General features: G+C 73.5%; 21 protein-coding genes and 1 tRNA gene. 15 read left to right on the forward strand and 7 right to left on the reverse strand.

Features of this window, described 5'->3' with window-relative positions; translation table 11 throughout:
* Positions 1 to 23: 23 nt before the first annotated feature.
* The 7 genes from ACH4PY_RS08370 to ACH4PY_RS08400 all read left to right on the forward strand — a co-directional run bounded on the left by ACH4PY_RS08370 (position 24) and on the right by ACH4PY_RS08400 (position 7,759).
* Positions 24 to 548, forward strand: coding sequence for a septum formation initiator family protein (locus ACH4PY_RS08370; RefSeq protein WP_398177372.1), 525 nt, complete (start codon positions 24 to 26; stop codon positions 546 to 548).
* 205 nt (positions 549 to 753) lie between these two features.
* The gene (locus ACH4PY_RS08375) at positions 754 to 1,293 is read left to right on the forward strand and encodes a DUF501 domain-containing protein (protein WP_398177375.1); all 540 of its coding nucleotides are present in this window, start codon (positions 754 to 756) and stop codon (positions 1,291 to 1,293) included.
* Entirely contained in the window at positions 1,290 to 2,276 is a 987-nt protein-coding gene (locus ACH4PY_RS08380; protein WP_398177377.1) for an exopolyphosphatase, read from the forward strand. Before ACH4PY_RS08375 ends, ACH4PY_RS08380 begins: the two co-directional genes overlap by 4 nt.
* A gap of 294 nt (positions 2,277 to 2,570) precedes the next feature.
* A complete protein-coding gene (locus ACH4PY_RS08385) occupies positions 2,571 to 3,965 on the forward strand; it encodes an NAD(P)/FAD-dependent oxidoreductase (RefSeq protein WP_398177380.1) in 1,395 nt (464 codons plus the stop codon).
* Positions 3,966 to 4,236: 271 nt separating this feature from the next.
* Positions 4,237 to 5,562: a class I SAM-dependent methyltransferase gene (locus tag ACH4PY_RS08390; protein ID WP_398177383.1), complete on the forward strand. Its 1,326-nt coding sequence runs from the start codon at positions 4,237 to 4,239 to the stop codon at positions 5,560 to 5,562.
* A 202-nt stretch (positions 5,563 to 5,764) separates the two neighbouring features.
* Positions 5,765 to 5,847: transfer RNA gene (locus tag ACH4PY_RS08395), tRNA-Leu, on the forward strand.
* A 385-nt stretch (positions 5,848 to 6,232) separates the two neighbouring features.
* Positions 6,233 to 7,759 (forward strand): flavin monoamine oxidase family protein, encoded by a 1,527-nt coding sequence (locus ACH4PY_RS08400; protein ID WP_398177643.1) that lies wholly within the window; start codon positions 6,233 to 6,235, stop codon positions 7,757 to 7,759.
* 67 nt (positions 7,760 to 7,826) lie between these two features.
* Here ACH4PY_RS08400 and ACH4PY_RS08405 read toward each other — a convergent pair whose 3' ends face one another.
* Complete coding sequence (locus ACH4PY_RS08405; protein ID WP_398177386.1) at positions 7,827 to 8,705, reverse strand: bifunctional DNA primase/polymerase; 879 nt, start codon at positions 8,703 to 8,705, stop codon at positions 7,827 to 7,829.
* Between the two features lie 208 nt (positions 8,706 to 8,913).
* Between ACH4PY_RS08405 and ACH4PY_RS08410 the strand changes: the two genes are divergently transcribed.
* On the forward strand, positions 8,914 to 9,807 hold the full coding sequence (locus ACH4PY_RS08410; protein ID WP_398177389.1) for a Bax inhibitor-1/YccA family protein: 894 nt from the start codon (positions 8,914 to 8,916) through the stop codon (positions 9,805 to 9,807).
* A gap of 106 nt (positions 9,808 to 9,913) precedes the next feature.
* Here ACH4PY_RS08410 and ACH4PY_RS08415 read toward each other — a convergent pair whose 3' ends face one another.
* The gene (locus tag ACH4PY_RS08415) at positions 9,914 to 10,147 is read right to left on the reverse strand and encodes a DUF4287 domain-containing protein (RefSeq protein ID WP_398177392.1); all 234 of its coding nucleotides are present in this window, start codon (positions 10,145 to 10,147) and stop codon (positions 9,914 to 9,916) included.
* Between the two features lie 133 nt (positions 10,148 to 10,280).
* Here ACH4PY_RS08415 and ACH4PY_RS08420 point away from each other — a divergent pair, with 133 nt between their 5' ends.
* Positions 10,281 to 10,607 (forward strand): hypothetical protein, encoded by a 327-nt coding sequence (locus ACH4PY_RS08420; protein ID WP_398177395.1) that lies wholly within the window; start codon positions 10,281 to 10,283, stop codon positions 10,605 to 10,607.
* 95 nt (positions 10,608 to 10,702) lie between these two features.
* Here the strand turns inward: ACH4PY_RS08420 and ACH4PY_RS08425 are convergent, their stop codons facing one another.
* The 3 genes from ACH4PY_RS08425 to ACH4PY_RS08435 form a co-directional block, all read right to left on the reverse strand.
* Positions 10,703 to 11,515 carry a hypothetical protein gene (locus ACH4PY_RS08425; RefSeq protein ID WP_398177398.1) on the reverse strand — a complete coding sequence of 271 codons (813 nt, stop codon included), beginning with the start codon at positions 11,513 to 11,515 and terminating at the stop codon, positions 10,703 to 10,705.
* Positions 11,516 to 11,782: 267 nt separating this feature from the next.
* Complete coding sequence (locus tag ACH4PY_RS08430) at positions 11,783 to 13,003, reverse strand: acetyl-CoA C-acetyltransferase (protein ID WP_398177400.1); 1,221 nt, start codon at positions 13,001 to 13,003, stop codon at positions 11,783 to 11,785.
* 282 nt (positions 13,004 to 13,285) lie between these two features.
* Positions 13,286 to 14,356: an SGNH/GDSL hydrolase family protein gene (locus tag ACH4PY_RS08435; RefSeq protein WP_398177403.1), complete on the reverse strand. Its 1,071-nt coding sequence runs from the start codon at positions 14,354 to 14,356 to the stop codon at positions 13,286 to 13,288.
* A gap of 216 nt (positions 14,357 to 14,572) precedes the next feature.
* On the opposite strand from ACH4PY_RS08435, the gene ACH4PY_RS08440 reads away from it, so the two are divergent.
* Entirely contained in the window at positions 14,573 to 15,961 is a 1,389-nt protein-coding gene (locus tag ACH4PY_RS08440; protein ID WP_398177406.1) for a cystathionine beta-synthase, read from the forward strand.
* A gap of 340 nt (positions 15,962 to 16,301) precedes the next feature.
* On the opposite strand, the gene ACH4PY_RS08445 is transcribed toward ACH4PY_RS08440, so the two are convergent.
* Complete coding sequence (locus ACH4PY_RS08445; RefSeq protein WP_398177408.1) at positions 16,302 to 16,712, reverse strand: hypothetical protein; 411 nt, start codon at positions 16,710 to 16,712, stop codon at positions 16,302 to 16,304.
* Between the two features lie 91 nt (positions 16,713 to 16,803).
* Between ACH4PY_RS08445 and ACH4PY_RS08450 the strand changes: the two genes are divergently transcribed.
* From ACH4PY_RS08450 to ACH4PY_RS08465, 4 genes are all read left to right on the forward strand, one after another.
* The gene (locus ACH4PY_RS08450) at positions 16,804 to 18,159 is read left to right on the forward strand and encodes an AMP-binding protein (RefSeq protein ID WP_398177412.1); all 1,356 of its coding nucleotides are present in this window, start codon (positions 16,804 to 16,806) and stop codon (positions 18,157 to 18,159) included.
* 241 nt (positions 18,160 to 18,400) lie between these two features.
* The gene (locus ACH4PY_RS08455; RefSeq protein ID WP_398177415.1) at positions 18,401 to 20,611 is read left to right on the forward strand and encodes an MMPL family transporter; all 2,211 of its coding nucleotides are present in this window, start codon (positions 18,401 to 18,403) and stop codon (positions 20,609 to 20,611) included.
* 354 nt (positions 20,612 to 20,965) lie between these two features.
* Entirely contained in the window at positions 20,966 to 21,868 is a 903-nt protein-coding gene (locus tag ACH4PY_RS08460) for a MurR/RpiR family transcriptional regulator (protein ID WP_398177418.1), read from the forward strand.
* A 357-nt stretch (positions 21,869 to 22,225) separates the two neighbouring features.
* Positions 22,226 to 22,765: a hypothetical protein gene (locus tag ACH4PY_RS08465; RefSeq protein ID WP_398177421.1), complete on the forward strand. Its 540-nt coding sequence runs from the start codon at positions 22,226 to 22,228 to the stop codon at positions 22,763 to 22,765.
* Positions 22,766 to 22,790: 25 nt separating this feature from the next.
* Here ACH4PY_RS08465 and ACH4PY_RS08470 read toward each other — a convergent pair whose 3' ends face one another.
* Complete coding sequence (locus ACH4PY_RS08470; RefSeq protein WP_398177424.1) at positions 22,791 to 24,131, reverse strand: diaminopimelate decarboxylase; 1,341 nt, start codon at positions 24,129 to 24,131, stop codon at positions 22,791 to 22,793.
* Between the two features lie 130 nt (positions 24,132 to 24,261).
* On the opposite strand from ACH4PY_RS08470, the gene hutU reads away from it, so the two are divergent.
* Positions 24,262 to 25,923 (forward strand): urocanate hydratase, encoded by a 1,662-nt coding sequence (hutU, locus tag ACH4PY_RS08475; protein WP_398177427.1) that lies wholly within the window; start codon positions 24,262 to 24,264, stop codon positions 25,921 to 25,923.
* Positions 25,924 to 25,926 lie beyond the last annotated feature (3 nt).

Below are 25,926 nucleotides of genomic sequence, written 5' to 3' on the forward strand. Positions count from 1 at the left end.
GGACGTACGAGGGGAGCGACGGCGTGGCTCCGGATCGGTTCTCCACCGCTGCCCGGCTCAAGGCCATCGGGCAGGAGGCGCACGCGCGGGTCTACCGCGCCGCGGCGGCCCGCAGACCCGGCCGGCGCAACCGGCTGACCGGGCGCGCCGCGCTGCTCGCGCTCGTGCTGTGTGCCCTGGTGATCGCCCTCGCCTACCCGACGCGGCAGTACATCGCGCAGCGCTCCGACATCGCCGACCAGCGCCGCGAGGCGCAGCAGGCGAAGAAGAAGGTCGAGCAGCTGCGCGAGGAGAAGGCCCGCTGGCAGGACCCGGAGTACGTGCGCACCCAGGCCCGCAGGCAGCTGCACTACGTGATGCCCGGCGAGGACGGCTACTCGGTCGCCGCCCCCACCGCCTCCGCCGGTTCGGCGGGCGGGCACAACCGCGCCGCGGGCACCCCCGGTGACGCGGGCGGGCAGGCGGCGGCAGCGGCCCACCGGCCCTGGTACGCGAACCTCTGGGACGGCGTGGACCACGCCGACGCCGCGGCGCAGCCCGGACGCTGAGGCCTGCCCGGGGGCTGCCGGGCCCGCCTCCCGCGGGGCGCGCCCTGCCGCCCCGTGGCGCGCACGTGGCCGCGCCGGTCCCGGTCGCCCCGCAGCCGGGCTCCGCGGCCCCACGGCACGGCTCGCACGGCTCGCACGGCCCGCACGGCACGGCACGGCTCGCACGGCCCCACGGCCCTCACGGCCCCGAAACGAGAAACGGCACATGAACGACTCACAGCACCCTCCCGCCACCCCCGCGGACGCCGACGCCGTCCGGGCGCAGCTCGGCCGCCCGCCGCGCGGCCTGCGCGCGGTCGCGCACCGCTGCCCGTGCGGCAACCCCGACGTGGTCGAGACCCAGCCGCGGCTGGAGGACGGCACGCCCTTCCCGACGCTGTACTACCTGACCTGCCCGCGGGCCGCGTCGGCGATCGGCACGCTGGAGGCGGACGGCGTGATGAAGACCATGACCGCGCGGCTGGCCGAGGACCCGGAGCTGGCCGCCGCCTACCGTGCCGCGCACGAGGACTACCTCGCCCGCCGCGACGCGATCGAGGTGCTGGAGGGCTTCCCGAGCGCGGGCGGCATGCCGGACCGCGTGAAGTGCCTGCACGTGCTCGTGGGCCACTCGCTGGCCGCCGGACCGGGCGTCAACCCGCTCGGCGACGAGGCGCTCGCGATGCTGCCCGAGTGGTGGGCCAAGGGCCCGTGCGTCCCGCTCCCCGAGGAAGACCGCGACGACCGGCAGGAGACGTCCTCATGACCGCCCCCACGACGACCCGGGTCGCCGCCGTCGACTGCGGCACCAACTCGATCCGGCTGCTGGTCGGGGACGTCGACCCGGCCACCGGGACGCTGCACGACCTGGACCGGCGGATGCGCATCGTCCGCCTCGGCCAGGGCGTCGACCGCACCGGGCGGCTCGCGCCCGAGGCGCTGGAGCGCACCTTCGCGGCCTGCCGGGAGTACGCCGGTGTGATCCGCGAGCACGGTGTGCCCCCCGAGCGGATCCGCTTCGTGGCCACCTCCGCCTCGCGCGACGCGGAGAACCGCGACGACTTCGTGCGCGGTGTGCGCGAGCTGCTCGGCGTCGATCCCGAGGTCGTGACGGGCGATCAGGAGGCGGCGCTGTCCTTCACCGGCGCCACCGCGGAACTGACCGGCGGGCACGGGATGCTGACGCCCTACCTGGTGGTGGACATCGGCGGCGGATCGACCGAATTCGTGCTCGGCGCCGAGCGCGTGGAGGCCGCCCGCTCGGTGGACGTGGGCTGCGTACGGATGACGGAGCGTCACGTCGTGCGCGACGGCGAGCCGGTGGACCCGCCGTCCGCGGAGATCGTCGCGGCGATGACCGCCGACATCGACGCGGGGCTGGACGAGGCGTCCCGCACGGTGCCGCTGGAGCGCGCCCGTACGCTCGTCGGCCTGGCCGGGTCGGTCACCACGGTCGCGGCGCTCGCGCTGGAGCTGCCGGCCTACGACTCGGCGGCGATCCACCACTCCCGGATCACCCTCGCGCAGGTCAGGGCGGTCACCGAGCGGCTGCTGGGGTCCACGCACGCCGAGCGCGCCGCCCTCGCGGTCATCCACGAGGGCCGGGTCGACGTGATCGCCGCGGGGGCGCTGGTGCTGCTGCGGATCATGGAGCGGACGGGTGCGGAAGAGGTCGTGGTGAGCGAGCACGACATCCTGGACGGCATCGCTTTCAGCGTCGCGGGACAGGGCGCCGGAAAACCTTTGTGAAACTCTTCACATGAAGTTCCCGCCCCGTGGCCCGATTTTCCAAGGTGTGGGCGTCCGCAACCCCGGGAATCGTTGGTGGCGGCGTGTTTCAGCGGTGTGACAACCGCCGGGTCACGGGGTGAACGCCGCGCGATCGGTGCTGATCAGCGCCCGTGGCCGGGGAGCGGCGGCCGGAGCGCGGTCCGGCGGGTGTGTCGCACCTGGTCGCGAAACCGCGCAGGGTAGCACAGGGTGTCCAGGTCCTTGTGAAGGGGCTCACGAGGTAGCCCCCGCAGTGTGCTGGATACTCGATGCATGAGCACCACGGAGCGTCCACGGATCCTCGTAGTAGGCGGCGGTTATGTCGGCCTGTACGCGGCGCGCCGCATCCTGAAGAAGATGCGGTACGGCGAGGCGACCGTCACGGTCGTCGACCCGCGCTCGTACATGACGTACCAGCCCTTCCTTCCCGAGACGGCAGCAGGCAGCATCTCCCCGCGTCACGTCGTCGTCCCGCTGCGGCGCGTGCTGCCCGGGGCCGAGGTGCTGACCGGGCGGGTCGTCGAGATCGACCAGGACCGCAAGGTCGCCTCGGTCGAGCCGCTCGTCGGCGAGTCCTACGAGCTGCCCTTCGACTACCTGGTGATGGCGCTCGGCGCGGTCTCCCGGACCTTCCCGATTCCGGGCCTGGCCGAGAACGGCATCGGCATGAAGGGTGTCGAGGAGGCGATCGGGCTGCGCAACCACGTGCTGGAGCAGCTCGACAAGGCCGACTCCACCACGGACGAGGAGATCCGCCGCAAGGCGCTCACCTTCGTCTTCGTCGGCGGCGGCTTCGCGGGTGCGGAGACCATCGGCGAGGTCGAGGACATGGCGCGCGACGCCGCCAAGTACTACTCGAACGTCAAGCGCGAGGACATGCGCTTCATCCTCGTCGACGCCGCGGACAAGATCCTCCCCGAGGTCGGCCCGCAGCTCGGCAAGTGGGGCCTGGAGCACCTCCAGGAGCGCGGTATCGAGGTCTACCTCAGCACGTCGATGAAGTCCTGCGTCGACAAGCACGTGGTGCTCGCCAACGGCCTGGAGGTCGACGCGTCCACCATCGTGTGGACGGCCGGTGTGAAGCCGAACCCGGCGCTGGCGAAGTTCGGCCTGCCGCTCGGTCCGCGCGGCCACGTGGACACCGCCCCGACGCTCCAGGTGCGCGGCACCGACTACATCTGGGCCGCGGGCGACAACGCCCAGATCCCGGACCTCGCCGCGGGCGAGGGCGCATGGTGCCCGCCGAACGCGCAGCACGCGCTGCGCCAGGCCAAGGTGCTCGGCGACAACGTGGTGTCCGGCATGCGCGGCTTCCCGCAGCAGGACTACAAGCACGCCAACAAGGGTGCGGTCGCGGGTCTCGGGCTGCACAAGGGCGTCGCGATGATCGTGTTCGGCAAGGCGAAGATCAAGGTCAAGGGCCGTCTCGCCTGGTACATGCACCGTGGCTACCACGGCATGGCGGTGCCGACCTGGAACCGCAAGATCCGCGTCTTCGCCGACTGGACGCTGGGGATGTTCCTCAAGCGCGAGGTCGTCTCGCTCGGCGCCATCGAGAACCCCCGCGAGGAGTTCTACGAGGCCGCCCGCCCGGCCCCGGCGCCCGCCGCCGTGCCGGAGCAGCCGAAGGCCGCCGCTGCCGCCGCCGAGAAGGCCGGCGCGGCCTGACACCCCCTCGTCGGCGCCGGGAACGGACGCCGCCGGGCACAGCAGACGCCGTGAGGGCGCTCGCCATCCGTGGTGCGGGCGCCCTCACGGCGTTTCCGCGTCCCGTGCGCGTCCCGTGCGCGTGCGGCGGGCGGCCCGGCAGGCGGCCCGGCGGGCCCGGAGGCCCTCCCCGGCCTGCGGCAACCGCCGTCCGGGCGAAGTGCGTGTATCCGCAACATAGATTTGCGGCCGAACGGCGATTTTTGGCCGCCGCGGTCGTACGCTCAGATGCATGGCTGACGCGGCTCCGAGAATCGTCGACTTCGCCGAACACGCCCTCTCCCGGCCGTTCCCGCTGCGCGTACGGGCCTGGGACGGCAGCGAGGCCGGGCCGCCCGGCGCACCCGTTCTCGTCTTCCGCCACCGCCGTGCCCTGCGCCGCGTGCTCTGGCGGCCCGGCGAACTCGGCCTGGTCCGCGCCTGGGTGGCCGGCGAGCTGACCGTCGACGGCGACCTGCACGACGCCCTCGACCGCCTCTCCGGCCTGCTCTGGGAACGCCCCGAGCCCGTGTCGCCGTCCGCGGGGGCCCCGTCCGCGGCCCGCCGCCTGCCGGCCGCGCTGCGCGACCCGGACACCTACCGGCTGGCCCGCCGCGCCCTGGCGGTCGCCGGGCCGGGGCTGCCGCCCGCGCCGCCGCCCGAGGAGGTGCGCCCGCGCTCGGGCCCGGCGCACACCAAGCGCCGCGACCGCGCGGCCGTCTCGCACCACTACGACGTCGGCAACGACTTCTACGCCCTGGTCCTGGGCCCGAGCATGGTCTACTCGTGCGCGCTGTGGCCGGAGGCGGACACCACTCTGGAGCAGGCCCAGTCCGCCAAGCTCGACCTGGTCTGCCGCAAGCTGGGCCTGCGTGAGGGGCAGCGGCTGCTGGACGTCGGCTGCGGCTGGGGCTCGATGGTGATGCACGCCGCCGCGCACTACGGGGTACGGGCCACGGGCATCACGCTCTCGGTCGAGCAGGCGGACTTCGCCCGCAAGCGGATCGCCGAGGCCGGGCTCGACGACCTGATCGAGATCCGGGTGCAGGACTACCGGGAGGTCGCCGACGGGCCCTTCGACGCGATCTCCTCGATCGGCATGGCCGAGCACGTGGGCAGCGAGCGCTACCTGGAGTACGCGCGCATCCTGCACGGGTTGCTGCGTCCGGGGGGCCGGCTGCTCAACCACCAGATCGCCCGCCGCCCGCTGCGCGACGAGACGGCCTACCACGTGGACGAGTTCATCGACCGCTACGTCTTCCCTGACGGGGAGCTGGCGCCGGTCGGTGCGACCGTCTCCCGGCTGGAGGAGGCCGGCTTCGAGGTGCGGGACGTGGAGGCGCTGCGCGAGCACTACGGGCGCACCCTGCGGGCCTGGGTGACGAATCTGGAGGCGAACTGGCGGCAGGCGGTGCGCCTGGTCACGCCGGGGCGAGCCCGGGTGTGGCAGCTGTACATGGCGGCGTCCGCGGTGTCGTTCGAGCGCAACCGGATCGGTGTCAACCAGGTGCTCGCGGTACGCACCGGCGAGGACGGCGACTCGGAAATGCCGCGCACCCGCGCGAATTGGCTCTCGTAACGACGCCAAGTGCGCGCCAAGGGCGATTTCGCGTCACTTGTGCGGGGCAACCATGGTCCCGCAAGTGCCGCGCTGTCCTGGCGATGTGTCGGGCCGGAGCCAATGAAGCACCGTCAGTAGCCTCTAAAATCAGACAACATGACTAGTTAGGCGCCCTGTTGGGATCCGCCGACCCCGATACGCTTTTCTCTGCGCCCCGCCGGCCCGGATGGTGGAACGCAGACACGGCGAGCTTAAACCTCGCTGCCCCATGTGGGCGTGCCGGTTCAAGTCCGGCTCCGGGCACTTCACCCTTCGGGTGGCAGGCCTGCGAGCCGGCCGGAATATGGGGTTCCGGCGGGGCATGTGCCACCGTGCCCGGCCGCGTATGCCGTCTTGTCCGGCCTTTCCGTGCATCGTGCGCGTCACGCACCTATTGCCGAACCCGGCGCATACTGCCGCGCCGTCGCATACCGCCGGGGCGGCACGCGCTGCTGAACCCGTGCTGAACTGCCCTTGAGCATATGGAGCGGAGCTTCCCCTTACCCCCGCGACACGCGCGACGCGATCATGCGTAACCCGCGCTTGCCAAAGTCCGCTGCGCCAGCAGCGAAAGGGGACATGGCAGATGACCCAGCTCAATCGACGTGCGTTTCTGCGTGCCGTCGGCGCGACGGGCGGCGCCGGCGCGATGCTCGCCACCATGGGGGCGCTCGGCCTCACGCCCACCGCACAGGCCGCGGCCGCCCGCGAGGCGGCCTACCGGCCGCCGCGCACCGGGGACTTCACCCTCACCGGCAGATCCGCGGCCTCGGTGGTCGTGCTCGGCGGCGGCATAGCCGGCCTCACCACCGCCTACGAGCTCGGCAAGGCGGGCTACCGGTGCACGGTCCTGGAGGCCCGCGACCGTCCCGGCGGCCGCAACTTCACCGTGCGCGGCGGCGACACCACCACCGACCTCTACGGCCACCGGCAGACCGCCCGCTTCTCCGACGGCCAGTACATGAACGCCGGGCCCGCCCGCATCGCCCAGTGGATGATCACCCTCGACTACTGCCGTGAACTCGGCGTCCCGATCGAGGTCTTCACCAACGTCAACGCCGACACCTACCTGTACAACGAGTCGGCCGGCATGACCTCGCCCATGCGCTACCGCGCGGCCAAGGCGGACGTCTTCGGCTATGTCACGGAACTGCTCGCCAAGGCCTCCGACCAGGGCGCCCTCGACGCGGCGCTGACCGCAGACGACCGCGAGCGGCTGACGGAATTCCTCAAGGACTACGGCGACCTCGGAAACAGCCTGCAATACACCGGCAGTTCGCGCCGGGGCTACACCGTGTGGCCCGGCGCCGCCGGGACCCCCGGTGTCGTGGCGGGCGATGTGCCCACCGCCTCGGAGATCTTCGCCACCGGGGTGGGCCGCTACTTCGCCTTCGAATTCGAATTCGACCAGGCCATGCTGATGTTCCAGCCGGTCGGCGGTATGGACCGCATACCGCACGCGCTGGCGGGGGCGATCGGCAACCAGAAGATCCGCACCGGCTGCGCCGTCACACAGGTGACGGACAAGGGCGACGGCGTCCGCGTGACATACACCCAGGGCGGGCGGAGCCGGGCCATCGAGGCGGACTACTGCGTCGCCGCGATGCCGCCGAACATCCTCGCCAAGGTGCCGCACAACCTCGGCGGCGGGGTGCAGAGCGCCTTGGAGGCGATCACCCCGTCCTCGGCGGGCAAGATCGGACTGGAGTACCGCTCGCGCTGGTGGGAGACCGACCACCGGATCTACGGCGGCATCACCGAGACCGACCTGGACGTCACCCACATCTGGCACCCGTCCTACGGCTTCCACGGCGAGCGCGGTGTGATCATCGGCTACTACAACACCGGGGCCAACGCCGACTCCTACGCCCCCCTCACCCCCAAGGAGCGCGAGGCGCGCGCGGTCGCGGCCGGTGTGAAGATCTACGGCGAGAAGTACCGCAGCGAGCTGGCCACGTCCTTCTCGCACCACTGGCGGCAGTTCCCCTACCAGGAGGCCGCCTGGCACAGCACCCCCGGCGGCCCCGACCACGCCCGCTACAAGCCGCTGACCCAACCGGCCGGCCGCGTGCACTTCGCGGGCGACTGGCTCAGCTACATGGACGCCTGGCAGCACGGGGCCTTCAGCTCGGCCCGCAGCGCCGTCACCGCGATCCACCAGCGCGTCCTGGCCTGACGCGGCCCCGCCCGGGTTCCGTACGAGCCCGAGCGGGCGCCGTCCGGACCCCGGGCACCGCCCCGCGTCACGGATGCGGGGCGGTGCGCAGCCGGCCCGCCGACGCCACGGTGGCGGCGGCCTCCCGCTCGCTGAGGCCGGTGTGCACGGCGGCCGTCACCAGCGCGGGTGCGAGGGTGTCGCCGACCCCGGCGTCGTAGGCGCGGCAGGCGGCCCAGAAGAGCCGGCCGTTGCGCTCGCCCTCCTGCGAGTCGAGCACGAAGCGCACCAGGGCCGCGGCCCGCTTCTCGGCGGGATGCCGCGGCCCTGCCGCGTGCCGGGGCCGCTGCTCCGCCGGGCTCGCGGGCGGGGCGGCCAGCCGCAGCAGCGCCGCCGGGGCGGGGGCCAGGACGGCGCCCGCCGAGCCGGGGTCGGGCAGGTAGCGGCCCGCCAGGGTGCGCGATCCCGGGCCGACGACGTACCCGCCCTCGCCGCGTATGTCGATGCCGCGGGCCAGCCGCCCCGCCGAGTTGGGGACGGGGCCGGGCGCGGTGAGCCACAGGTGGCGGCCGCCCGAGGGGGTCAGCACCGTCAGGGTTTCGGGCACGGTGAAGCCGTGCCGCGCGGCGAGCGCGCGCAGCGCCGCGACGCCGTCCGCGCCGTGCTTGACGTCCAGGTCGACGCCGACGAGGTGGTGCGGGGCGCGGCCGCACGCGACGCCGTAGCCGGTCGCCCACGGCGTCACGGCGAAGAGCGCGCGTATCCGGGCAGGGTCGGTGGTCGCGTCGTGCACCCCGTGGCCCGGCCGGCCGCAGGCGCCGCGGCACAGCGCCGCCGTGCGCGGCTCGTCGCGGTGCGGGGAGCGGACGGCGGGCAGCTTGCTGCGCGAGAGCGGGAAGACGGGCAGGCCGCGGGCGGCGGCGAGCAGGGCCGCGTGCAGGGCTCGGGTGTGGTCGGGGCGTGCCATGGCCTGCTCCCTGGGTTTCGAACGCGTGTTCGTCTGCACCCTTCAGTGATACCGCGCCGGGGGCCGGGCGTCCACCGGGTATACCCACCGGGACGGCCCGCGGTCCGTGCGGCGGATGTGTTCGAGTCGCCGATCTGCGGGAAGGCTGCTTTTTTGCCAAGCCATTACTCTTGACGCAGAGCCGCGGACGCGGCCTTGGAGGAGTGAGATGAGGAGCAGCAATCCGGTCTTCTCCCGGCGGGGTTTCACCCGCGGGAACGACTACGCCGGCTTCGAGTCGGCCGGTGCCCGGGGCGGCGGCCCGTACGGCGGCGGCAACCCCTACGGCGGCGCGCAGGGCAACCCGTACGCGGGGGCGCCGCGCAATCCGTACGACCAGCCGGGGCCGGCGAGCGCCGAGCGGCTGGAGGAGATGTACGCGGCGCCCGCCGCGGGCCCGGCGCAGACCGGGCGGATGACGATCGACGACGTCGTGACGCGTACCGGCATCACGCTCGGCACGGTCGTGGTCGGCGCCGTCCTGGGATGGGTCGCGCTGCCGGACCGGGTCGGCCTGGCGGTGGGCGCCGCGCTGATCGCGTTCGTGCTGGCCATGGTGCAGGCGTTCAAGCGGCGGCCCGTACCCGCGCTGATCCTCGGTTACGCCGCCTTCGAGGGTGTTTTCCTCGGTGTGCTGAGCCGGGAGTACAACCAGGCGTGGCAGGGTGCGCCGGTGCAGGCGGTGCTGGGCACCATGGCCGTCTTCGCCGGGATGCTCGTCGCCTACCGGGCGCGGATCGTCCGGGTCACCGCGCGCTACCAGCGCATCGGCATGGCGGTCGCGATCGGCTTCGTGCTCGCGATGGTGGTGAACCTGCTCTTCGCGGCCTTCGGCGGCTCGGACACGCTGGGGCTGCGCACCGGCCCGCTCGGCATCGTCTTCTGCCTGCTGGGTGTGGCGCTGGGCGCTTTCTTCCTGTCGCTGGACTTCAAGCAGATCGAGGACGGTGTGCGCGGCGGCGCCCCGCGCGAGGAGTCCTGGCTCGCGGCATTCGGTCTGACGCTGTCGCTGGTGTGGATCTATCTGGAGCTGCTGCGGCTGATCGCGATCCTGCGCGACTGACGCCCCCCAGGCCGTGTCCGGGGGTGTACGGGCGCACGCGGCGGGCTGCCGGGAAGTACCGCTTCCCGGCAGCCCGCAGGCGTGTGGGAGTGTCGGCGGTGACCGTTCAGCGCAGGTTGCGGGCGGCCCGTCGCAGGTCGTACTCGTGGACGAGGGCCTTGGCGTGGCCGTAGGAGAGGTCGTGCTCGCTGCGCAGCCAGCTGACCTTCTCGTCGAAGCGGAAGAGCGCGGGTCCTTCGTCGAGGGCGGACAGCCACTCGCTGACCTCGCGGCCGGTGCAGTGCGGGATACGGTCGATCAGATTCCGGTGGGTTTCCGCGGAGAAGTGCGTTTGGGACATCGGCGCCTCCGGTATGTGGTCCGGTCACCCCACCGTGCCCCAGCGGTCGTTCGTTGGCAACCATCGCGCGGCGAACCGCCGGGGACGGACATGGGTGCGAGGCCGTCTTCCTTACCCCCGGTACTGTCGGGCCATGCCCGAGCAGACACGACCGGACGAACTGGGCGCCGCGGTGGAGCGCCTCGCGGGGCGGCTGCGCGCGCTGCCCCAGCGGCGGCTCCAGGCGGGCGCCGCGGCGGCCGGACTGGAGCTGGCGCGGTGGCTGGACCGGGAGGCCCAGTTGCTGGAATTCCCCGGGCGCGAGCCGTACGTGATGCCGGACGAGGGCGTGTTCGTGGTCGGCGACCAGCTCTCCCTCGCCGGGCGGGAGTTGCTCGCGGTGGCGGCGTCCCCCGGGCACGGCGCGCTGCTGGCCGAGGCGCGCGAGAAGGTCGCGAAGGCGGCGCGCGAGGTCGGCTGACCGGCCTTCGTACGGTGCGACGCGGTGCGAGCGGTGCGACGCGGTAAGGGTGCGGCCGGTTCGCCGCCCGGCCCGCGGGGCTCGGATCTCAGGTCTCAGAGCGAGGCGACGACGCGGTCGGCCAGCACGTAGACGCTCTCCTCGCCGAAGGCGAAGGTCAGCGCGTAGGCCCCGGCTATGGCCGAGCCGCCGCGCAGTACGGGCACGTCGCCGCGGTCCAGCGCCTCCGACAGCCGCAGCGCGGTCTCCCGGTGGCCAGGCGTCATGCACAGCGTGGTGCCGTCCGCGAAGACGTAGACGTCCAGTGTGCCCAGCGGGCCCGGGCGGACGTCGGAGAGCGGGATGCGGCCGTCCGCGAGGTCGGCGAGCCGGTCGGCGGTCTGGTCCGGCGAGGCGACGACCGGCGAGGGTGCGAAGTCCGGGCCGGAGGGGTGCGGGATCGCGCCCGGCGCGGGCAGGACGGCGTCGCCGGGGTCGCCCGCGCCCTCGGTGTCGCGGACGCCCTCGAAGGCGCCCTCGGCGGCGTCCAGGCCCGCGAAGTCGGCCTGCCGCGGCAGGTAGGGCAGTACCGGCGGCACCTCGTAGTCGCAGCCGGGCAGCGGGCCGTCCGCGGCGCTGCCGTACAGCCCGCGGAAGAGCGGTGCCTCGCCCGCGCTCTCGCGGGCCTCCTGCTCGGCCCAGAAGGCGCGGGCCTCGGCCAGTTCGCGCTCGCGCTCGTCGGCGAGGGCGCCCGCGACGGCCGCCCTGATGCCCTCGGCGTCGCGCTGCCCGGGTACGCCGAGTCCGGCCAGGTCCTGGCGCAGGGCGGCCAGTTCGCGCCGCATGCCGCGGGCGGAGACCAGAGCGGCGGAACCCGCCGCCACGGCGAGACCCGCGGCGACCAGCAGGACGGTGAAGTTGGCACTCACTGACGTTCTCCCGACTGACGCGACCCGAGCAATTGCCCACTTGTCCGGTGGACGAAACTTTCCCCTCACATCACTGTGCCGGTAAACCCCTGGCCCTTGCAGTGCGGAAAGTCATGACTTGGGCGATTCCTGGGATCTGTCCGGGTTTGACGGGGGCGGCCTGACCTGGGTAAACGCGACGCCCCCGGGACAAATTACATCCCGGGGGCGAGGCGTCTGCGACATACGTCACAACTCGGCGCTACGGAGTCGGACGGTGGCGGAGTGTCACGAAAGCCGCTCGATCACCATGGCCATGCCCTGTCCGCCGCCCACGCACATGGTCTCCAGGCCGAACTGCTTGTCGTGGAACTGGAGGCTGTTGACGAGCGTGCCGGTGATGCGGGCGCCGGTCATGCCGAAGGGATGGCCCACCGCGATGGCGCCGCCGTTGACGTTGAGCCGGTCCAGGTCGATGCCCAGGTCCCGGTAGGAGGGGATGACCTGGGCGGCGAAGGCCTCGTTGATCTCGACCAGGTCGATGTCGCCGATGCTCATCCCGGCCCGCCGCAGCGCCTGCTGCGAGGCCTCGACCGGGCCGTAGCCCATGATCTCGGGGGAGAGCGCCGAGACGCCGGTGGAGACGACCCGGGCCAGCGGGGTGATCCCCAGCTCGCGCGCCTTGGTGTCGGACATGACCACCAGTGCGGCCGCGCCGTCGTTGAGCGGGCAGCAGTTGCCCGCGGTCACGGTGCCGTCGGGCCGGAAGACGGGCCCCAGGCCCGCGACGCCCTCCATGGTCACCCCTGCCCGCGGACCGTCGTCCGTGGCCACCACGGTGCCGTCCGGGAGCGTCACGGGGGTGATCTCGCGCTCCCAGAAGCCGTTCTTCAGCGCCTGCTCCGCCAGGTTCTGCGAGCGGACGCCGAACTCGTCCTGCTCGCGCCGCGTGATGCCCTTGAGCGCCGCCAGGTTCTCCGCGGTCTGGCCCATCGCGATGTACGCGTCGGGCAACAGGCCGTCCTCGCGCGGGTCGTGCCAGTCGGCGCCGCTCTGTCCGGCGCGCTCGGCGGTGCGGGCGATCGCCTCGTCGAACAGCGGGTTCATGGTGTCGGGCAGCGAGTCGGAGTTGCCCTTGGCGAAGCGCGAGACCATCTCCACGCCCGCCGAGACGAACACGTCTCCCTCGCCCGCCCTGATGGCGTGCAGCGCCATCCTGGTGGTCTGCAGCGACGAGGAGCAGTAGCGGGTGACGGTGCAGCCCGGCAGGTGATCCATGCCCATCTGCACCGCGACGATGCGGGCCAGGTTGAAGCCCTGCTCGCCGCCGGGCAGGCCGCAGCCGAGCATCAGGTCGTCGATGTCGTGCGGGTCGAGCTGCGGGATCTTGTCGAGCGCGGTCCGGATGACGGTCGCGGCCAGGTCGTCCGGGCGCAGCTCCTTGAGCGATCCCTTGAAGGCGCGCCCGATGGGCGAACGGGCGGTGGAGACGATGACGGCTTCGGGCATCGCGGCACTCCTCGGCGGGCTGCGGCTGTGGACAGGTACGGACTGACGGACTGCTTCCGGGCTGGGCCCGGTCCCGGCGGGCCGGGTCCGGTCCGGGCGTACGGGACGGCCGGCGCGGTCCCGTACCCGCCGCGGCCGGTGCGCCGTCCCGGACGCGGGGGCCGACTGGAAAGTTACCCGTGCGTAGCGCGATGCGTCATCCGCCGGGCGCTGTGATGCGGGCTACTTTCTGAGCGCTTGCTTACCCGTCGACGCCCCACCCCTACCCCGCGGGCCCCGCGGTTACGCCGACCGGTTCGCCGCGTCCTCGGCGTCCCCGGCGTCGGCGCCCCCGCCGCCCGCCGCGGGCACGTCCTCCCGCTCCTGCTCCAGCGGCCGCCGCCGGCGCCGCTTGACGAGCGCCCAGCGCCCGCGCGGACCCGCGCCCGTACCCCGCGCCGCCGTGACCTCCGTACCGCCCGCACCGGCCGCCTCTGCCGCCGCCTGGGCCACCGGCAGGAAGCCCTCGCCGCGCCGCGCGTCCGGCCGCTCGTCGGCCTGCGGCCACAGCCCCAGCACCGCGCACAGCGTCGGCAGCACCGCCATCGCGGCGGTCGCGTAGCCCTCGGCGGAGGGGTGGTAGTTGTCCGGGCCGAACAGCTCGCGCGGCCGCGCCTCGAACTCCGGCCCCAGCAGGTCGCCGAGCGAGACCGTGCGCCCGCCCGCCTCCACCACGGCGATGGTCTGCGCCGCGGCCAGCTGGCGGCTCATCCGGCGCGCCAGCCAGCGCAGCGGCTGGTAGACGGGTTCGACCGAGCCCAGATCCGGGCAGGTGCCGACGACGACCCCGACTCCGGCCGCGCGCAGCTCCCGTACCGCGTCGGCCAGCAGCCGCACCGAGGTCGCGGGCGGCATGCGGTGGGTGACGTCGTTGGCGCCGATCATGATCACCGCGACGTCCGGCGGCGCGGCGCCGGCTTCGAGCACCAGCTCCACCTGGCGCGGCAGGTCGTCGGACTGCGCGCCCGGCTGGGCGACGGTGAGCAGCCGCACCGGCCGTTCCGCGACCGCCGCCAGGCCCGAGGCGAGCAGCGCGCCCGGGGTCTGGCCGGCCCGGTGCACGCCCTGGCCCGCGGCCGTGGAGTCGCCCAGGAAGACCAGCCGCAGCGGCGGCTCGGCGCCGGGGCGCGCGAACGCCGACCCGTATCTGCCGTCGGCCCGCGGCGGCACGTCCCCCGAGCCGCCGACCACCCGTCTGGCCAGCCTGACCTCCGCCAGCACCAGTCCGACCGCCGCCCCGCCCAGCAGGCTGATCCCGCCCCCGCCGACCGCTGCCGCGGCCGCGATCCGTCGCGCCACCCTCGCCCTCGACATCGAGTCCGCTCACCACCCGTCCACTCGCCGGTACATTCACGTGTTGCCCCGCGGGACACCTCCGGCAACGTCGGCGGCGCCCCCGCCTGCACGGTGCGCCGCTGCGTCCTTTCCGCCACTGTGGCGTTCCGGCCCTTTCGCCGTTTCGCCTCCGGCCGGGTGCGTCCCGCCCCCTAGGCTGGCCTCCACCACGACGGAGAACCCGGAGACACTACGGTGCAGTTTCACGACTCGATGATCAGCCTCGTCGGCAACACCCCGCTGGTGAGGCTCGGCAGCGTGACCGAAGGCGTCAGGGCCACCGTCCTGGCGAAGGTCGAGTACTTCAACCCCGGCGGTTCGGTCAAGGACCGCATCGCCCTGCGCATGATCGAGGCGGCCGAGCGCAGCGGCGACCTGAAGCCCGGCGGCACCATTGTGGAGCCGACCTCCGGCAACACCGGTGTGGGCCTGGCGATGGTCGCGCAGCGCAAGGGCTACCGCTGCATCTTCGTCTGCCCGGACAAGGTGTCCACCGACAAGATCAACGTCCTGCGGGCGTACGGCGCCGAGGTCGTCGTGTGCCCCACGGCCGTCGATCCCGAGCACCCGGACTCGTACTACAACGTGTCCGACCGCCTGGTGCGCGAGACCCCGAACGCCTGGAAGCCCGACCAGTACAGCAACCCCAACAACCCGCTGTCGCACTACGAGTCCACCGGGCCCGAGCTGTGGCAGCAGACCGACGGCCGGATCACGCACTTCGTGGCGGGCGTCGGCACCGGCGGCACCATCAGCGGCACCGGCCGCTACCTCAAGGAGGTCAGCGACGGCCGCGTGCAGGTGGTCGGCGCCGATCCGGAGGGCTCGGTCTACAGCGGCGGCTCCGGGCGGCCGTACCTGGTGGAGGGCGTCGGCGAGGACTTCTGGCCCGAGGCCTACGACCGCGGGGTGGCCGACGAGATCGTGGCCGTCTCCGACAAGGACTCCTTCCAGATGACCCGGCGGCTGGCCCGCGAGGAGGGCCTGCTGGTCGGCGGCTCGTGCGGGATGGCGGTCGTGGCGGCCCTGAAGGTCGCCGAGCGGCTCGGCCCCGACGACGTCGTGGTGGTCCTGCTGCCGGACAGCGGGCGCGGCTACCTGTCGAAGATCTTCAGCGACGAGTGGATGAGCTCGCACGGCTTCCTCGACGAGGGCGAGGGCGAACCGCGCGTCGCCGACGTCCTGGCGCACAAGGACGGCGACCTGCCGCAACTGGTGCACATGCACCCGGACGAGACCGTCGGCCAGGCCATCGAGGTGCTGCGCGAGTACGGCGTGTCGCAGATGCCGGTGGTCAAGCCGGGCGCCGGCCACCCGGACGTGATGGCGGCGGAGGTGGTCGGCTCGGTCGTGGAGCGCGACCTGCTGCACGCGCTGTTCACCAAGGCCGCGAGTCTGGACGACCCGCTGGACAAGCACATGTGCCGGCCGCTGCCGCAGGTCGGCTCCGGCGAGCCGGTCGGCGACCTGATGACCGTGCTGGAGGCGGCCGACGCCGCGATCGTGCTGGTCGAGGGCAAGCCGACGGGTGTGGTCAGCCGCCAGGACCTGCTGGCCTTCCTCGCCCTGCGCGGCACCGCCTGACCTGGCGCGGCCCGGAGCGGCGGAGGCGCGGATTCGCGGAACTGGTACATCCGCGACACGTCCGCGCAGCACGCGCTTAACAAGCGTCCGGCACATTGGTGGATGTCGGAAGGGCGGGCGGCCAGCCCACCCGGACGGCACCAGACGGCGCCAAGGACTTCCGGAGCGGCTCCCGGACTCCATGGTGACCCGGACGCGTACAGCCCGGTCCTGACCCGGCCCGCGTCCCTCGCGGGGACCGCCGTCGTCCCGCCCTCCGGCTCGCTCCGGGGGTGCGGCGGTCCCCGCGACTACCTCTGCGCGGCCCCGGGCTCCGCCTTCTCGCGGCCCGGCCCGTCCGCTAGTCGTCCTGCGAGGGCTTCGTCCGCGTCCACGCGCTGGCCAGGCCCTGCGCCACGTTCACACCCACGATGCCCGCCCAGCTGATGAACAGGCCCGCCGTACCGGCCTGCGTCGCGGCGATCGCGGACAGCGGGATCGCCAGGATCAGGGTGAAGCCCGCGAACCCGTAGCGGGCGAAGGCGGGGCCGGTCTGCGGCGGGCCGATCGGGCGGCGGTCGGCGCGGGCGAACGACGTCTGCTGCTGCGCCAGCTCGCGGCGGACCCGCTGCTCGACGCGGCTGTCGATGCTGTCCGACACCTTCTCGATGAAGGAGTCGACGAGCGCGGATTCGTACTCCGCTCCGAGGTCCTTGCGGGCCTGCAAGGTGGCGGAGAGTTCCTTGGTCAGTTCCGGGTCGCGGGTGTCCATGCGCCCACGGTAGGCGGACGGTGCCGTGGGCCACACTGGGGTTAGCCCCCGGATCGACCGGGGGCCGAGTCGTCCCGCAGGAGGATCCGCCATGGCCGACGTACCGCTGCTGACCGCCCTGCACGGCGGTACGGACCGGGCGGACGCGCTGACCGTCGACGGGCGCAGCAGCTCCTACGAGGAACTGCTCGGCGCCGCGGGCGCGGTCGCCCGGCGCGTCGCGGGCGCCCCGGCCTTCGCCGTGCGGGCCACCGCCTCGCTGGAGACGGTCGCCGCGGTCGTCGGCGGACTGCTCGCCGGGGTGCCCGTGGTGCCGCTCGCCCCCGACGCGGGCCCCGCCGAGAGCGAGCACATCCTGCGCGACTCCGGCGCCGAGGTGGTGCCGGTCGACTTCGCCGAACGCGCCGACTTCACCGGCGCCGGGCCGAGGGCGGCGTCCGCGTCGCCGTACCGCGACGCGGCCCTGGTGCTCTACACCTCGGGGACAACCGGGCCGCCCAAGGGCGTGCTGGTCTCCCGCGCCGCCGTGGCCGCCGATCTCGACGCCCTGGCGCAGGCGTGGCGATGGACCGCGGACGACACCTTGGTGCACGGTCTGCCGCTCTTCCATGTGCACGGGCTGGTGCTGGGGGTGCTCGGGGCGCTGCGCACCGGAAGCCGCCTGGTGCACACCGGGCGCCCCGCACCCGCGGCGTACGCGGCGGCGGGCGGCAGCCTCTACTTCGGGGTGCCCACCGTCTGGCACCGCGTGGCGCGCGACGAGGAGGCGGCCCGCGCGCTGTCGGGCGCCCGGCTCCTGGTGTCGGGCAGCGCCCCGCTGCCGGAGCCGGTCTTCCGGTCGCTGCGCGAGCTGACCGGCCACGAGCCGGTGGAGCGCTACGGCATGACGGAAACGCTCATCACGGTGAGCGCGCGCGCGGACGGCGCGCGCGTCCCGGGCGCGGTCGGCACCCCGCTCGCCGGGATCCGCACCAGGATCGCCGAGACCGAGGACGGGATCGGCGAGCTCCAGGTGCAGGGCCCCACGCTCTTCGACGGCTACCTGGGCCGCCCCGAGGCGAGCGCGGCGGCCTTCACCGACGACGGCTGGTTCCGCACCGGCGACATCGCCGCGGTCGACGAGGACGGCACGCACCGCATCGTCGGCCGCGCCTCGACCGACCTCATCAAGTCCGGCGGCTACCGGATCGGCGCGGGCGAGGTGGAGAACGCCCTGCTGGACCATCCCGCGGTACGCGAGGCGGCCGTCGTCGGCGCCCCGCACCCGGACCTCGGGCAGCAGATCGTGGCCTATGTGGTGGCGGACGGCGTGAGCGCCACGGAGCTGACCGACTTCGTGGCCGCGCGGCTGTCGGTGCACAAGCGGCCCCGGACGGTGCGCTTCCTCGCCGAGCTGCCGCGCAACGCGATGGGCAAGCCGCAAAAGCGGTTGCTGCCCCCTGTCTGACCAGGTAGACGTTGGGGGCGGATCGAGCGGAGGGGGTCGCTCCTTCCGGCGTGCCCGGACGACCCGGGCCGCGCCGGGGGCACCCCGCGCTTGCCACTTGCCGGGCGGCAAGTAAGCTCATCCCACAGACAACGTTGCCCGTCCCAACCGGACGGCCTCCCCTGGGCCGTCCGGGTCGCCGATACCCCGGTCCCGCTCCGAAGGGTGGCGGTGATACGTCCTGCCATGGAGGCAGCACCGCATGTTCCACCGCATCGGACGCACAGTCGTCCGCCATCCCGTATGGACCGTCGTCGCGTGGGTCATCGCGGCGGTCGCGATCATCGCGACGGCCCCGAGCCTTCCGTCCAACAGCGACGAGAGCAGTTTCCTGCCGAGCAGCTATGAGTCCATCAAGGCCATGGACCTCCAGGAGAAGGCATTTCCCCAGGCCTTCACCCCCGCCGCGATCGTGCTCTACCAGCGCGAGGACGGCGGCAAGCTGACCAAGACCGACCAGGCCGACATCGCCCGCATCACCAAGGATCTGGGCGGCAAGAAGATCGACCAGGTCCAGAAGGTCGTGGACGGCACCTCGTCCAAGGACGGCAAGTACACCACCGCCTACGTCCAGATGGACAAGAAGTCGGCGGGCCAGCCCAAGCAGGCCGATGCCGCGAAGGAGCTGCGCAAGGACTCCACCGACCTGGCCAAGGGCACCGCGCTCAAGGTCCAGGTGGGCGGTCAGGCCGCGCAAAACCTGGACCAGCAGGACGCCGGCAAGACCTCCGACGCGGTCGCGCTGTTCGGCTCCCTGCTGATCATCATCGTCACGCTGTCGATCATCTTCCGGTCGCCGCTGATCGCGATCATGCCGCTGGTGCTGCTCATCGGCGTCGTCTTCACCGTCTCCAACGCGCTGATCGCCGACGCCACGAAGGTCTTCGGACTGCAGGCCAACAGCTCGATCTCGGCGCTGCTCATCGTGGTGGTGCTCGGTGTCGGCACCGACTACTTCCTCTTCCTGATGTTCCGCTACCGGGAACGGCTGCGGGCGGGTGACGAACCCAAGCAGGCGATGATCAACAGCGTCACCAGGGTCGGTGAGGCGATCGCCTCCGCGGCCGGAGCGGTGATCATCGCCTTCTGCGCCCTGGCGCTGTCGACGCTGGGCTTCCTCACCCAGCTCGGCCCGGCGCTGGCGATCCTGGTCGCGGTCACGCTGCTCGCCGGTCTGACGCTCTTCCCCGCGGTGTGCTCGCTGATCCCGGTGCGGGTGCTGTTCTGGCCCGGCAAGAAGTGGCAGCAGGAGCCCACGGGCACCCGCTTCGCCGCCATCGGACGGCTCGTCGGCCGCAAGTCCGGCCTGGTCGCGGTGGTGTCCGGCCTGGTGATGCTGCTGCTGACGCTCGGCACCTTCGGCTACAAGGCGTCCTACGACCTGGCGTCCGGCTCGATCCCGAAGTCCAAGGAGTCGATGGTCGTCCAGGACACCCTGGCCTCGGCCTACTCCGCGGGCGCCGCCGAGCCGACCAACGTCTACCTCAACAGCACCAACGGCAAGCCGCTGCCCGCGGACCTGTCGGCCTACAGCGACAAGCTGAGCAAGGCCGAGGGCGTCGCGTCCGTGAGCTTCGACAAGGCGAACGACCTCAACAAGCCGGGCACCACCGCGAACTTCACGGTCACGCTGAAGTACGAGGCGGCCAGTGACAAGGCGATCTCCGCGGTCGACGGCATCCGCAGCGTCGCCCACGACAACGCGCCGCCCGGGACCGAGGCCTTCGTCGGCGGCACGTCGTCGATCTTCAAGGACATCAACGCGGCCGTGAACCACGACTACCGCACGGTCTTCCCGGTCGCCGCCATCCTGATCATGGTGATCCTGGGGCTGCTGCTGCGCAGCGTGGTCGCGCCCTGGTACCTGATCGCGTCCGTCGGCCTCGGCTTCGGCGCCACCCTCGGCACCACGGTGCTGCTGTTCGGGCGGGGCGACGGGCTGATCTTCATGCTGCCGATCATCATGTATTTGTTCGTCGTCGCCATCGGCACCGACTACAACATCCTGATGATCGCCCGCCTCAGGGAGGAGGCCCGCGAGGGCCGCAACCCGCGCGAGGCGGCGGCCGAGGCGCTCAAGCACGCCGGTCCGACGGTCGGCGCGGCGGGCGTGATCCTCGCGGCGACCTTCGCGACGCTCATGCTCTCCGGCAACTCGTTCCTGACCCAGATGGGCTTCACGGTCGCCTTCGGCATCGTGATGGCGGCCTTCGTGATGGCGATGTTCTTCACGCCGAGCCTCACCGCGCTCATCGGCCACGCCGCGTGGTGGCCGGGGCACGCCGACCGGGCGTCCGCGTCCGGCGGCACGGGGAACGGCGACGGCGGCTCCGGCGGCTTCGGCGGACCGAACGGTCCGGGCGGCCCCGGCGGTCGCCAGGACGCGGAGCTTGACGCGCCCAGGAGGCGCTGAGCTGCGGGTTTTCCGGCAGTAGCCGGGTTTTCCACAGGGCCGGACAGGTGTCGATCACCTGTCCGGCCCTTTCGGTTACGCTGAGACAGCGGACGGTGACCGGTCGGTCGCGGAGAGTCGGGGCAGGGTGTCGGAGAGGGGTGGTGGGCCGTGCGGGGACGGTGAGAGAGCGGCGAGCCGGCGGCGGTACGGGCGCCGGAGCGGGAGCGGTCGGGGGACCGGCGGGCCGGGCGCGGGCCTTGCCGGAATGCATACGGTCATGCAGAGTCAGGGATCGGTGAATAGGAGGCCTGAGAAGGGGGTCGGGGATGGGCAGTGGTGACGTCACGAGCCGCGGCAGATGAGCGGCAGCACATGAACGGCGGTACGGCCCCGGGCGACGGCGGCCCTGCGGGCACGGCCGGCCCGGCGGGGGCGGGCGGCGAGAGCGCCGCGGGGCGGCTGCTGAAGCTCTTCGAGGCGCACCGGCTGACGCCGACCCAGCGCCGGATCGCGCACTGCCTGGTGCGCCGGGCGGTGGACGCTCCCTTCCTGTCCAGCGTCGAGGTCGCCGAACTCGCGGGCGTCAGCCAGCCGTCCGTGACCCGCTTCGCGGTGGCCCTGGGCTTCGACGGCTATCCCGCGCTGCGGCGCCATCTGCGGGAGGTGCCGACGGCCGCCTCCGCCGCGCAGGAGGCGGCGGGCGGCAACGAGTACCAGCAGGCCGTGCACGCCGAGATCGAGAACCTGCGGCACCTCGCGGCGCTGCTGGCCGACCCCGCGCCGGTCGCCCGGGCCGGGGCGCTGCTGGCCGCGTCGGTCCCGCTGCCGGTGCTGGGGCTGCGCGCCGCCGGTGCGCAGGCGGGGGGCTTCGCGTACTTCGCCGCGAAGGTGCACCCGGATGTGCGGCTGCTGGACGAGGGCGGCACGGTGCTCGCCGACCGTATCGACGCCGCGGTGCGGGCGGGGGCGAGCGCGCTGCTGTGCTTCGCGCTGCCGCGGCATCCGCGGGAGGTCGTCGAGGCACTGGAGTACGCCCGCGGGGCGGGGCTGACCGTCGTGACGGTGGCGGACAGCGCCTTCGCGCCCGTCGCCGCGCACAGCGACCTGCTGCTGCCCGCGGCGGTCGGGACGGGGCTGGCCTTCGACACCGCGTGCGCGCCGATGCTGCTCGGCCGGGCGCTGCTGGAGGCCATGTGCGACGAGCTGCCGGACGCGCAGGCGCGGCTGGAGGAGTTCGACGCGCGGGCCGCGGCGCGCGGGGTGTTCGTGGAGTGAGCCGCGGCCGCCCGGCGGACGGGCGGAGCGGTGGCCTGACGGTGCGCGCGGGCCTGGTGCGGGTCCGGCGCCCCGCAGGCCTGGCTGCGGGCCTGCCCCGGGTCGGTTGCCGTGGGTGCGGGGGCCGCGGGTGGCGCTTCCCGGACGCGGGCGGGCCGTCCCGGGTGGGGCTGCTGTGCGCGTCGGCTGCGGGCGCGGGCGGCGGGGGAGCGCGGGCCGGGTGCGGCGGGGCGTTCGTCTTAACGAAAATCTGAGAATGCCGAAGTACCCTCCCGTCCACCTGGCATCCGACGCCGTGGGCCGGCCGCGGCGGACGGCGACGCGTGGCGGAACGGCCGGCGGAAGAGGAGGTGCGACGTGGTGCGCGGGGCCTACACATTGGCGCGGGTGGCCGTGACGGTGCGGACCGCGGGGGTGTGGCTGTGGTGGCTGGGGGTCGTCGCGGCGGCGCCCGGCACGGCCGTGACGTTCAGCCCCACCGGGCGGCGGATCGGTGTGACGGCGGGGGCGGCGCTGTTCGTCGTGGCCGCGTTCGCGGTCTTCTTCGTACGCGCCGGACGGGCGCAGGCGCGGGCGCGGGCCGCGAGCCGGGCGGCGAAGTCGGTCTACCTCCAGGACCGCAAGGTGACCGCGCGGGCCTGGGTGCGGCGCCGCCGCTGGTGGCTGGCGCTCGCCTTCGTGGTCGCGCTGGGCTCGTCGGCGGGACTGCCGTGCGCGGGCGGGATGCTGCTGGCCGGAGCGGGCGCGGGGCTCTTCGCGCGGGCGCTGCGGATAGGCCGGATCGAGCGGAGCCGGGAGGCGCTGCTGTGGATACGCCCCGACGGCGATCCCGCCGCCTACCAGCTGACCGGTACGGGCGCGGGAGACGCGGTGCCCGGCGGCGGGCGGCGCCGCTGACGCCGGGCCGGGACCGCCGCGCGGCTCAGGGCTGGAGCGGCGGGAGGGCGGCGCCGCTCTCGGCGAGCAGTTCGCCGAGGGTCTGGGCAACGCGTACGGGCGCGAAGACGGGCTCGGCGCCGGGCTCGCCGGTGTAGGCCCAGACGGCGGGGCGGGGCAGCGCGTTGTAGGCGAAGTGGGTCGAGAAGTAGTAGGCCCCGGTGTCCAGCAGGGCGACGTGGTCGCCCGCGGCCAGCAGCGGCAGGGCGCGGCCGCGCGCGACCAGGTCGCCCGCGAAGCAGCAGGGCCCGGCGACGTCCTGGACGACGGGTTCGCCGGTCTTGGACCGCCCCTGCGGGTCGAGGGCGAGGACGCGCAGCGGCCACGCCTCCGGCGCGAAGACGGTCCGGGTGGCGACCTGGGCGCCCGCGTGCGTGACGGCGATGGGCCGCCCCCCGGCGGACTTGGCGTACTCGACGCGGGCCAGCACCGTGCCGTGCTTGGCCAGCAGTGAGCGGCCGAACTCCGTGACGATGCCGTAGCGCCCGTCGAAGAGGCCGGGCACCTCGGCGCGCAGCAGGTCCGCATAGGCGCCGAAGGTGGGGCCGGTCGCGTCCGAGGTGAAGTCGACGGGCAGCCCGCCGCCGATGTCGAGGGTCGTGACCTGCTGCCGTCCGGCGGCGGCGTTGACGCGCTCGGCGAGGTCGTACGCGGCCCGCACGCCCGCGGCCATGAGCGGCAACGGCACGCCCTGGGAGCCGGTGTGGGTGTGCAGCCGGGTCAGCCAGGGGCGTTCGGCGTAGGCGCGCAGCACCCACTCCTCGGCGCCCGGGTCGCGCAGTGCCACGCCGAACTTGGAGGTTGCGGTCGCCGTGCTCATCGCGTCGATGCTGCCGCCGCCGACCTGCGGGTTGACCCGCAGGCCCAGCGGTGAGGCGGACGGGGCGGCGGCCAGCAGGGCGTCGATGCGGGCGAGTTCCTCGGGGTTGTCGGCGTTGACGGCGATGCCGAGGGCCAGCGCCTCGCGCAGTTCGGCGGTGCTCTTGGCGGGGGAGTCCAGCACCGTCATCGCGGGCGGGATGCCCGCGGCCCGGGCGAGGGCGAGCTCGCCGGGGCTGGCCACCTCCGCGCCGAGCCCGTACTCCCGCAGCAGGCCCAGGACGGGCACCAGGGACGCCGCCTTGACCGCGAAGGTGTGCTGCACGGCCACCCCGGGCGTGGCGAAGGCCGCGTGCAGGGCGGTCGCCGAGCGCCGGACGCCCACGGTGTCCAGCAGCCCGACCACCGGCTGCTCCTCGCTCACCAGCCCGCGCGCGACCGCCGCCCGCAGTGCCCCGCTCCGCCGCTGTGCCGCCTGCTCCGCCGCGCGCCCCGCCTCGTCCGTCATGGGCGCCATCCCACCACTGAGGTGCCCGCCGACGCCACTGCCCCGCCGGCTTGTTGACTAGAGCTATTCAGCCCCCGAGGATGTGAATATTCGATGACGTAGGCAGTGTCGTGACGAGGAGGCCGCACCGATGACGGGACCGAGGCCGGTACGCGCGCCGCGCGGTACGGAGATGAGCGCGCTGGGCTGGCAGCAGGAGGCCGCGCTGCGCATGCTGCAGAACAACCTCGACCCGGAGGTGGCCGAGCACCCCGACCGGCTGGTGGTCTACGGCGGCAGCGGCAAGGCCGCCCGCGACTGGGCGTCCTTCGACGCGATGGTGCGCACCCTGCGCGGCCTGAAGCAGGACGAGACGATGCTCGTGCAGTCCGGCCGCCCGGTCGGCGTCATGCAGACCCACGAGTGGGCGCCGCGCGTCCTCATCGCCAACTCCAACCTGGTCGGCGACTGGGCCACCTGGGAGGAGTTCCGCCGCCTCGAAGCCCTCGGCCTGACCATGTACGGGCAGATGACGGCCGGTTCGTGGATCTACATCGGCACCCAGGGCATCCTCCAGGGCACCTACGAGACCTTCGCCGCGGTCGCCGCCAAACGCTTCGGCGGCAGCCTCGCCGGCACGATCACCCTCACCGCCGGGCTCGGCGGCATGGGCGGCGCGCAGCCGCTCGCCGTCACCATGAACGGCGGCGTCGCCCTCTGCGTCGACTGCGACCCGCGCGCCATCGAGCGGCGCATCGCCCACCGCTACCTCGACGTCCGCGCCGACGACCTCGACCACGCGCTGCGGCTCGCCACCGAGGCCCGCGACGCCCGCCGGCCGCTGTCGATCGGCCTGCTCGGCAACGCCGCCGACGTGCTGCCGCGGCTGCTCGCCATGAACGCGCCGATCGACGTCGTCACCGACCAGACCTCCGCCCACGACCCCCTCGCCTACCTGCCGCTCGGCGTGGACCTCGCCGACATGGCCGACTACGCGGCCGAGAAGCCCGCCGAGTTCACCGAGCGGGCGCGTACCTCGATGGCCCGGCACGTCGAGGCCATGGTCGGCTTCCAGGACGCGGGCGCCGAGGTCTTCGACTACGGCAACTCGATCCGGGGGGAGGCCGAACTGGCCGGATACGAGCGGGCCTTCGCCTTCCCCGGCTTCGTCCCCGCCTACATCCGCCCGCTCTTCTGCGAGGGCAAGGGCCCCTTCCGCTGGGCTGCCCTGTCCGGCGACCCGGCCGACATCCACGCCACCGACCGCGCGATCCTCGACCTCTTCCCGGAGAACGAGTCGCTGGCCCGCTGGATCCGGCTGGCCGGCGAGCGGGTCCACTTCCAGGGCCTGCCCGCCCGTATCTGCTGGCTCGGCTACGGCGAGCGTGACAAGGCGGGCGAGCGCTTCAACGAGATGGTCGCCGACGGCACCCTCAAGGCCCCGGTCGTCATCGGCCGCGACCACCTGGACTGCGGCTCGGTCGCCTCCCCCTACCGGGAGACCGAGGCGATGCGCGACGGCTCCGACGCCATCGCCGACTGGCCGCTGCTCAACGCCATGGTCAACGTCGCCTCCGGCGCCTCCTGGGTGTCGATCCACCACGGCGGCGGCGTCGGCATCGGCCGCAGCATCCACGCCGGCCAGGTCACCGTCGCCGACGGCACCGCGCTGGCCGCCGAGAAGATCCGCCGGGTGCTCACCAACGACCCCGGCATGGGCGTCATCCGCCACGTGGACGCCGGGTACGAGCGGGCCGAGGACGTCGCCGGGCAGCGCGGCGTGCGCGTCCCGATGCGCGAGGCGTCCGCATGACCG

This window comes from Streptomyces sp. NPDC021224 (assembly GCF_044332905.1).
Classification (GTDB): Bacteria; Actinomycetota; Actinomycetes; order Streptomycetales; family Streptomycetaceae; genus Actinacidiphila.

Bases quoted from the DNA above. Each gene is read 5' to 3' on its own strand.
- ACH4PY_RS08375 (WP_398177375.1), top strand. From the start codon at position 754: ATGAACGACTCACAGCACCCTCCCGCCACCCCCGCGGACGCCGACGCC.
- ACH4PY_RS08380 (WP_398177377.1), top strand. From the start codon at position 1,290: ATGACCGCCCCCACGACGACCCGGGTCGCCGCCGTCGACTGCGGCACC.
- ACH4PY_RS08385 (WP_398177380.1), top strand. From the start codon at position 2,571: ATGAGCACCACGGAGCGTCCACGGATCCTCGTAGTAGGCGGCGGTTAT.
- ACH4PY_RS08390 (WP_398177383.1), top strand. From the start codon at position 4,237: ATGGCTGACGCGGCTCCGAGAATCGTCGACTTCGCCGAACACGCCCTC.
- ACH4PY_RS08400 (WP_398177643.1), top strand. From the start codon at position 6,233: ATGCTCGCCACCATGGGGGCGCTCGGCCTCACGCCCACCGCACAGGCC.
- ACH4PY_RS08405 (WP_398177386.1), bottom strand. From the start codon at position 8,705: ATGGCACGCCCCGACCACACCCGAGCCCTGCACGCGGCCCTGCTCGCC.
- ACH4PY_RS08410 (WP_398177389.1), top strand. From the start codon at position 8,914: ATGAGGAGCAGCAATCCGGTCTTCTCCCGGCGGGGTTTCACCCGCGGG.
- ACH4PY_RS08415 (WP_398177392.1), bottom strand. From the start codon at position 10,147: ATGTCCCAAACGCACTTCTCCGCGGAAACCCACCGGAATCTGATCGAC.
- ACH4PY_RS08420 (WP_398177395.1), top strand. From the start codon at position 10,281: ATGCCCGAGCAGACACGACCGGACGAACTGGGCGCCGCGGTGGAGCGC.
- ACH4PY_RS08430 (WP_398177400.1), bottom strand. From the start codon at position 13,003: ATGCCCGAAGCCGTCATCGTCTCCACCGCCCGTTCGCCCATCGGGCGC.
- ACH4PY_RS08435 (WP_398177403.1), bottom strand. From the start codon at position 14,356: ATGTCGAGGGCGAGGGTGGCGCGACGGATCGCGGCCGCGGCAGCGGTC.
- ACH4PY_RS08445 (WP_398177408.1), bottom strand. From the start codon at position 16,712: ATGGACACCCGCGACCCGGAACTGACCAAGGAACTCTCCGCCACCTTG.
- ACH4PY_RS08450 (WP_398177412.1), top strand. From the start codon at position 16,804: ATGGCCGACGTACCGCTGCTGACCGCCCTGCACGGCGGTACGGACCGG.
- ACH4PY_RS08455 (WP_398177415.1), top strand. From the start codon at position 18,401: ATGTTCCACCGCATCGGACGCACAGTCGTCCGCCATCCCGTATGGACC.
- ACH4PY_RS08460 (WP_398177418.1), top strand. From the start codon at position 20,966: ATGAACGGCGGTACGGCCCCGGGCGACGGCGGCCCTGCGGGCACGGCC.
- ACH4PY_RS08470 (WP_398177424.1), bottom strand. From the start codon at position 24,131: ATGACGGACGAGGCGGGGCGCGCGGCGGAGCAGGCGGCACAGCGGCGG.
- hutU (WP_398177427.1), top strand. From the start codon at position 24,262: ATGACGGGACCGAGGCCGGTACGCGCGCCGCGCGGTACGGAGATGAGC.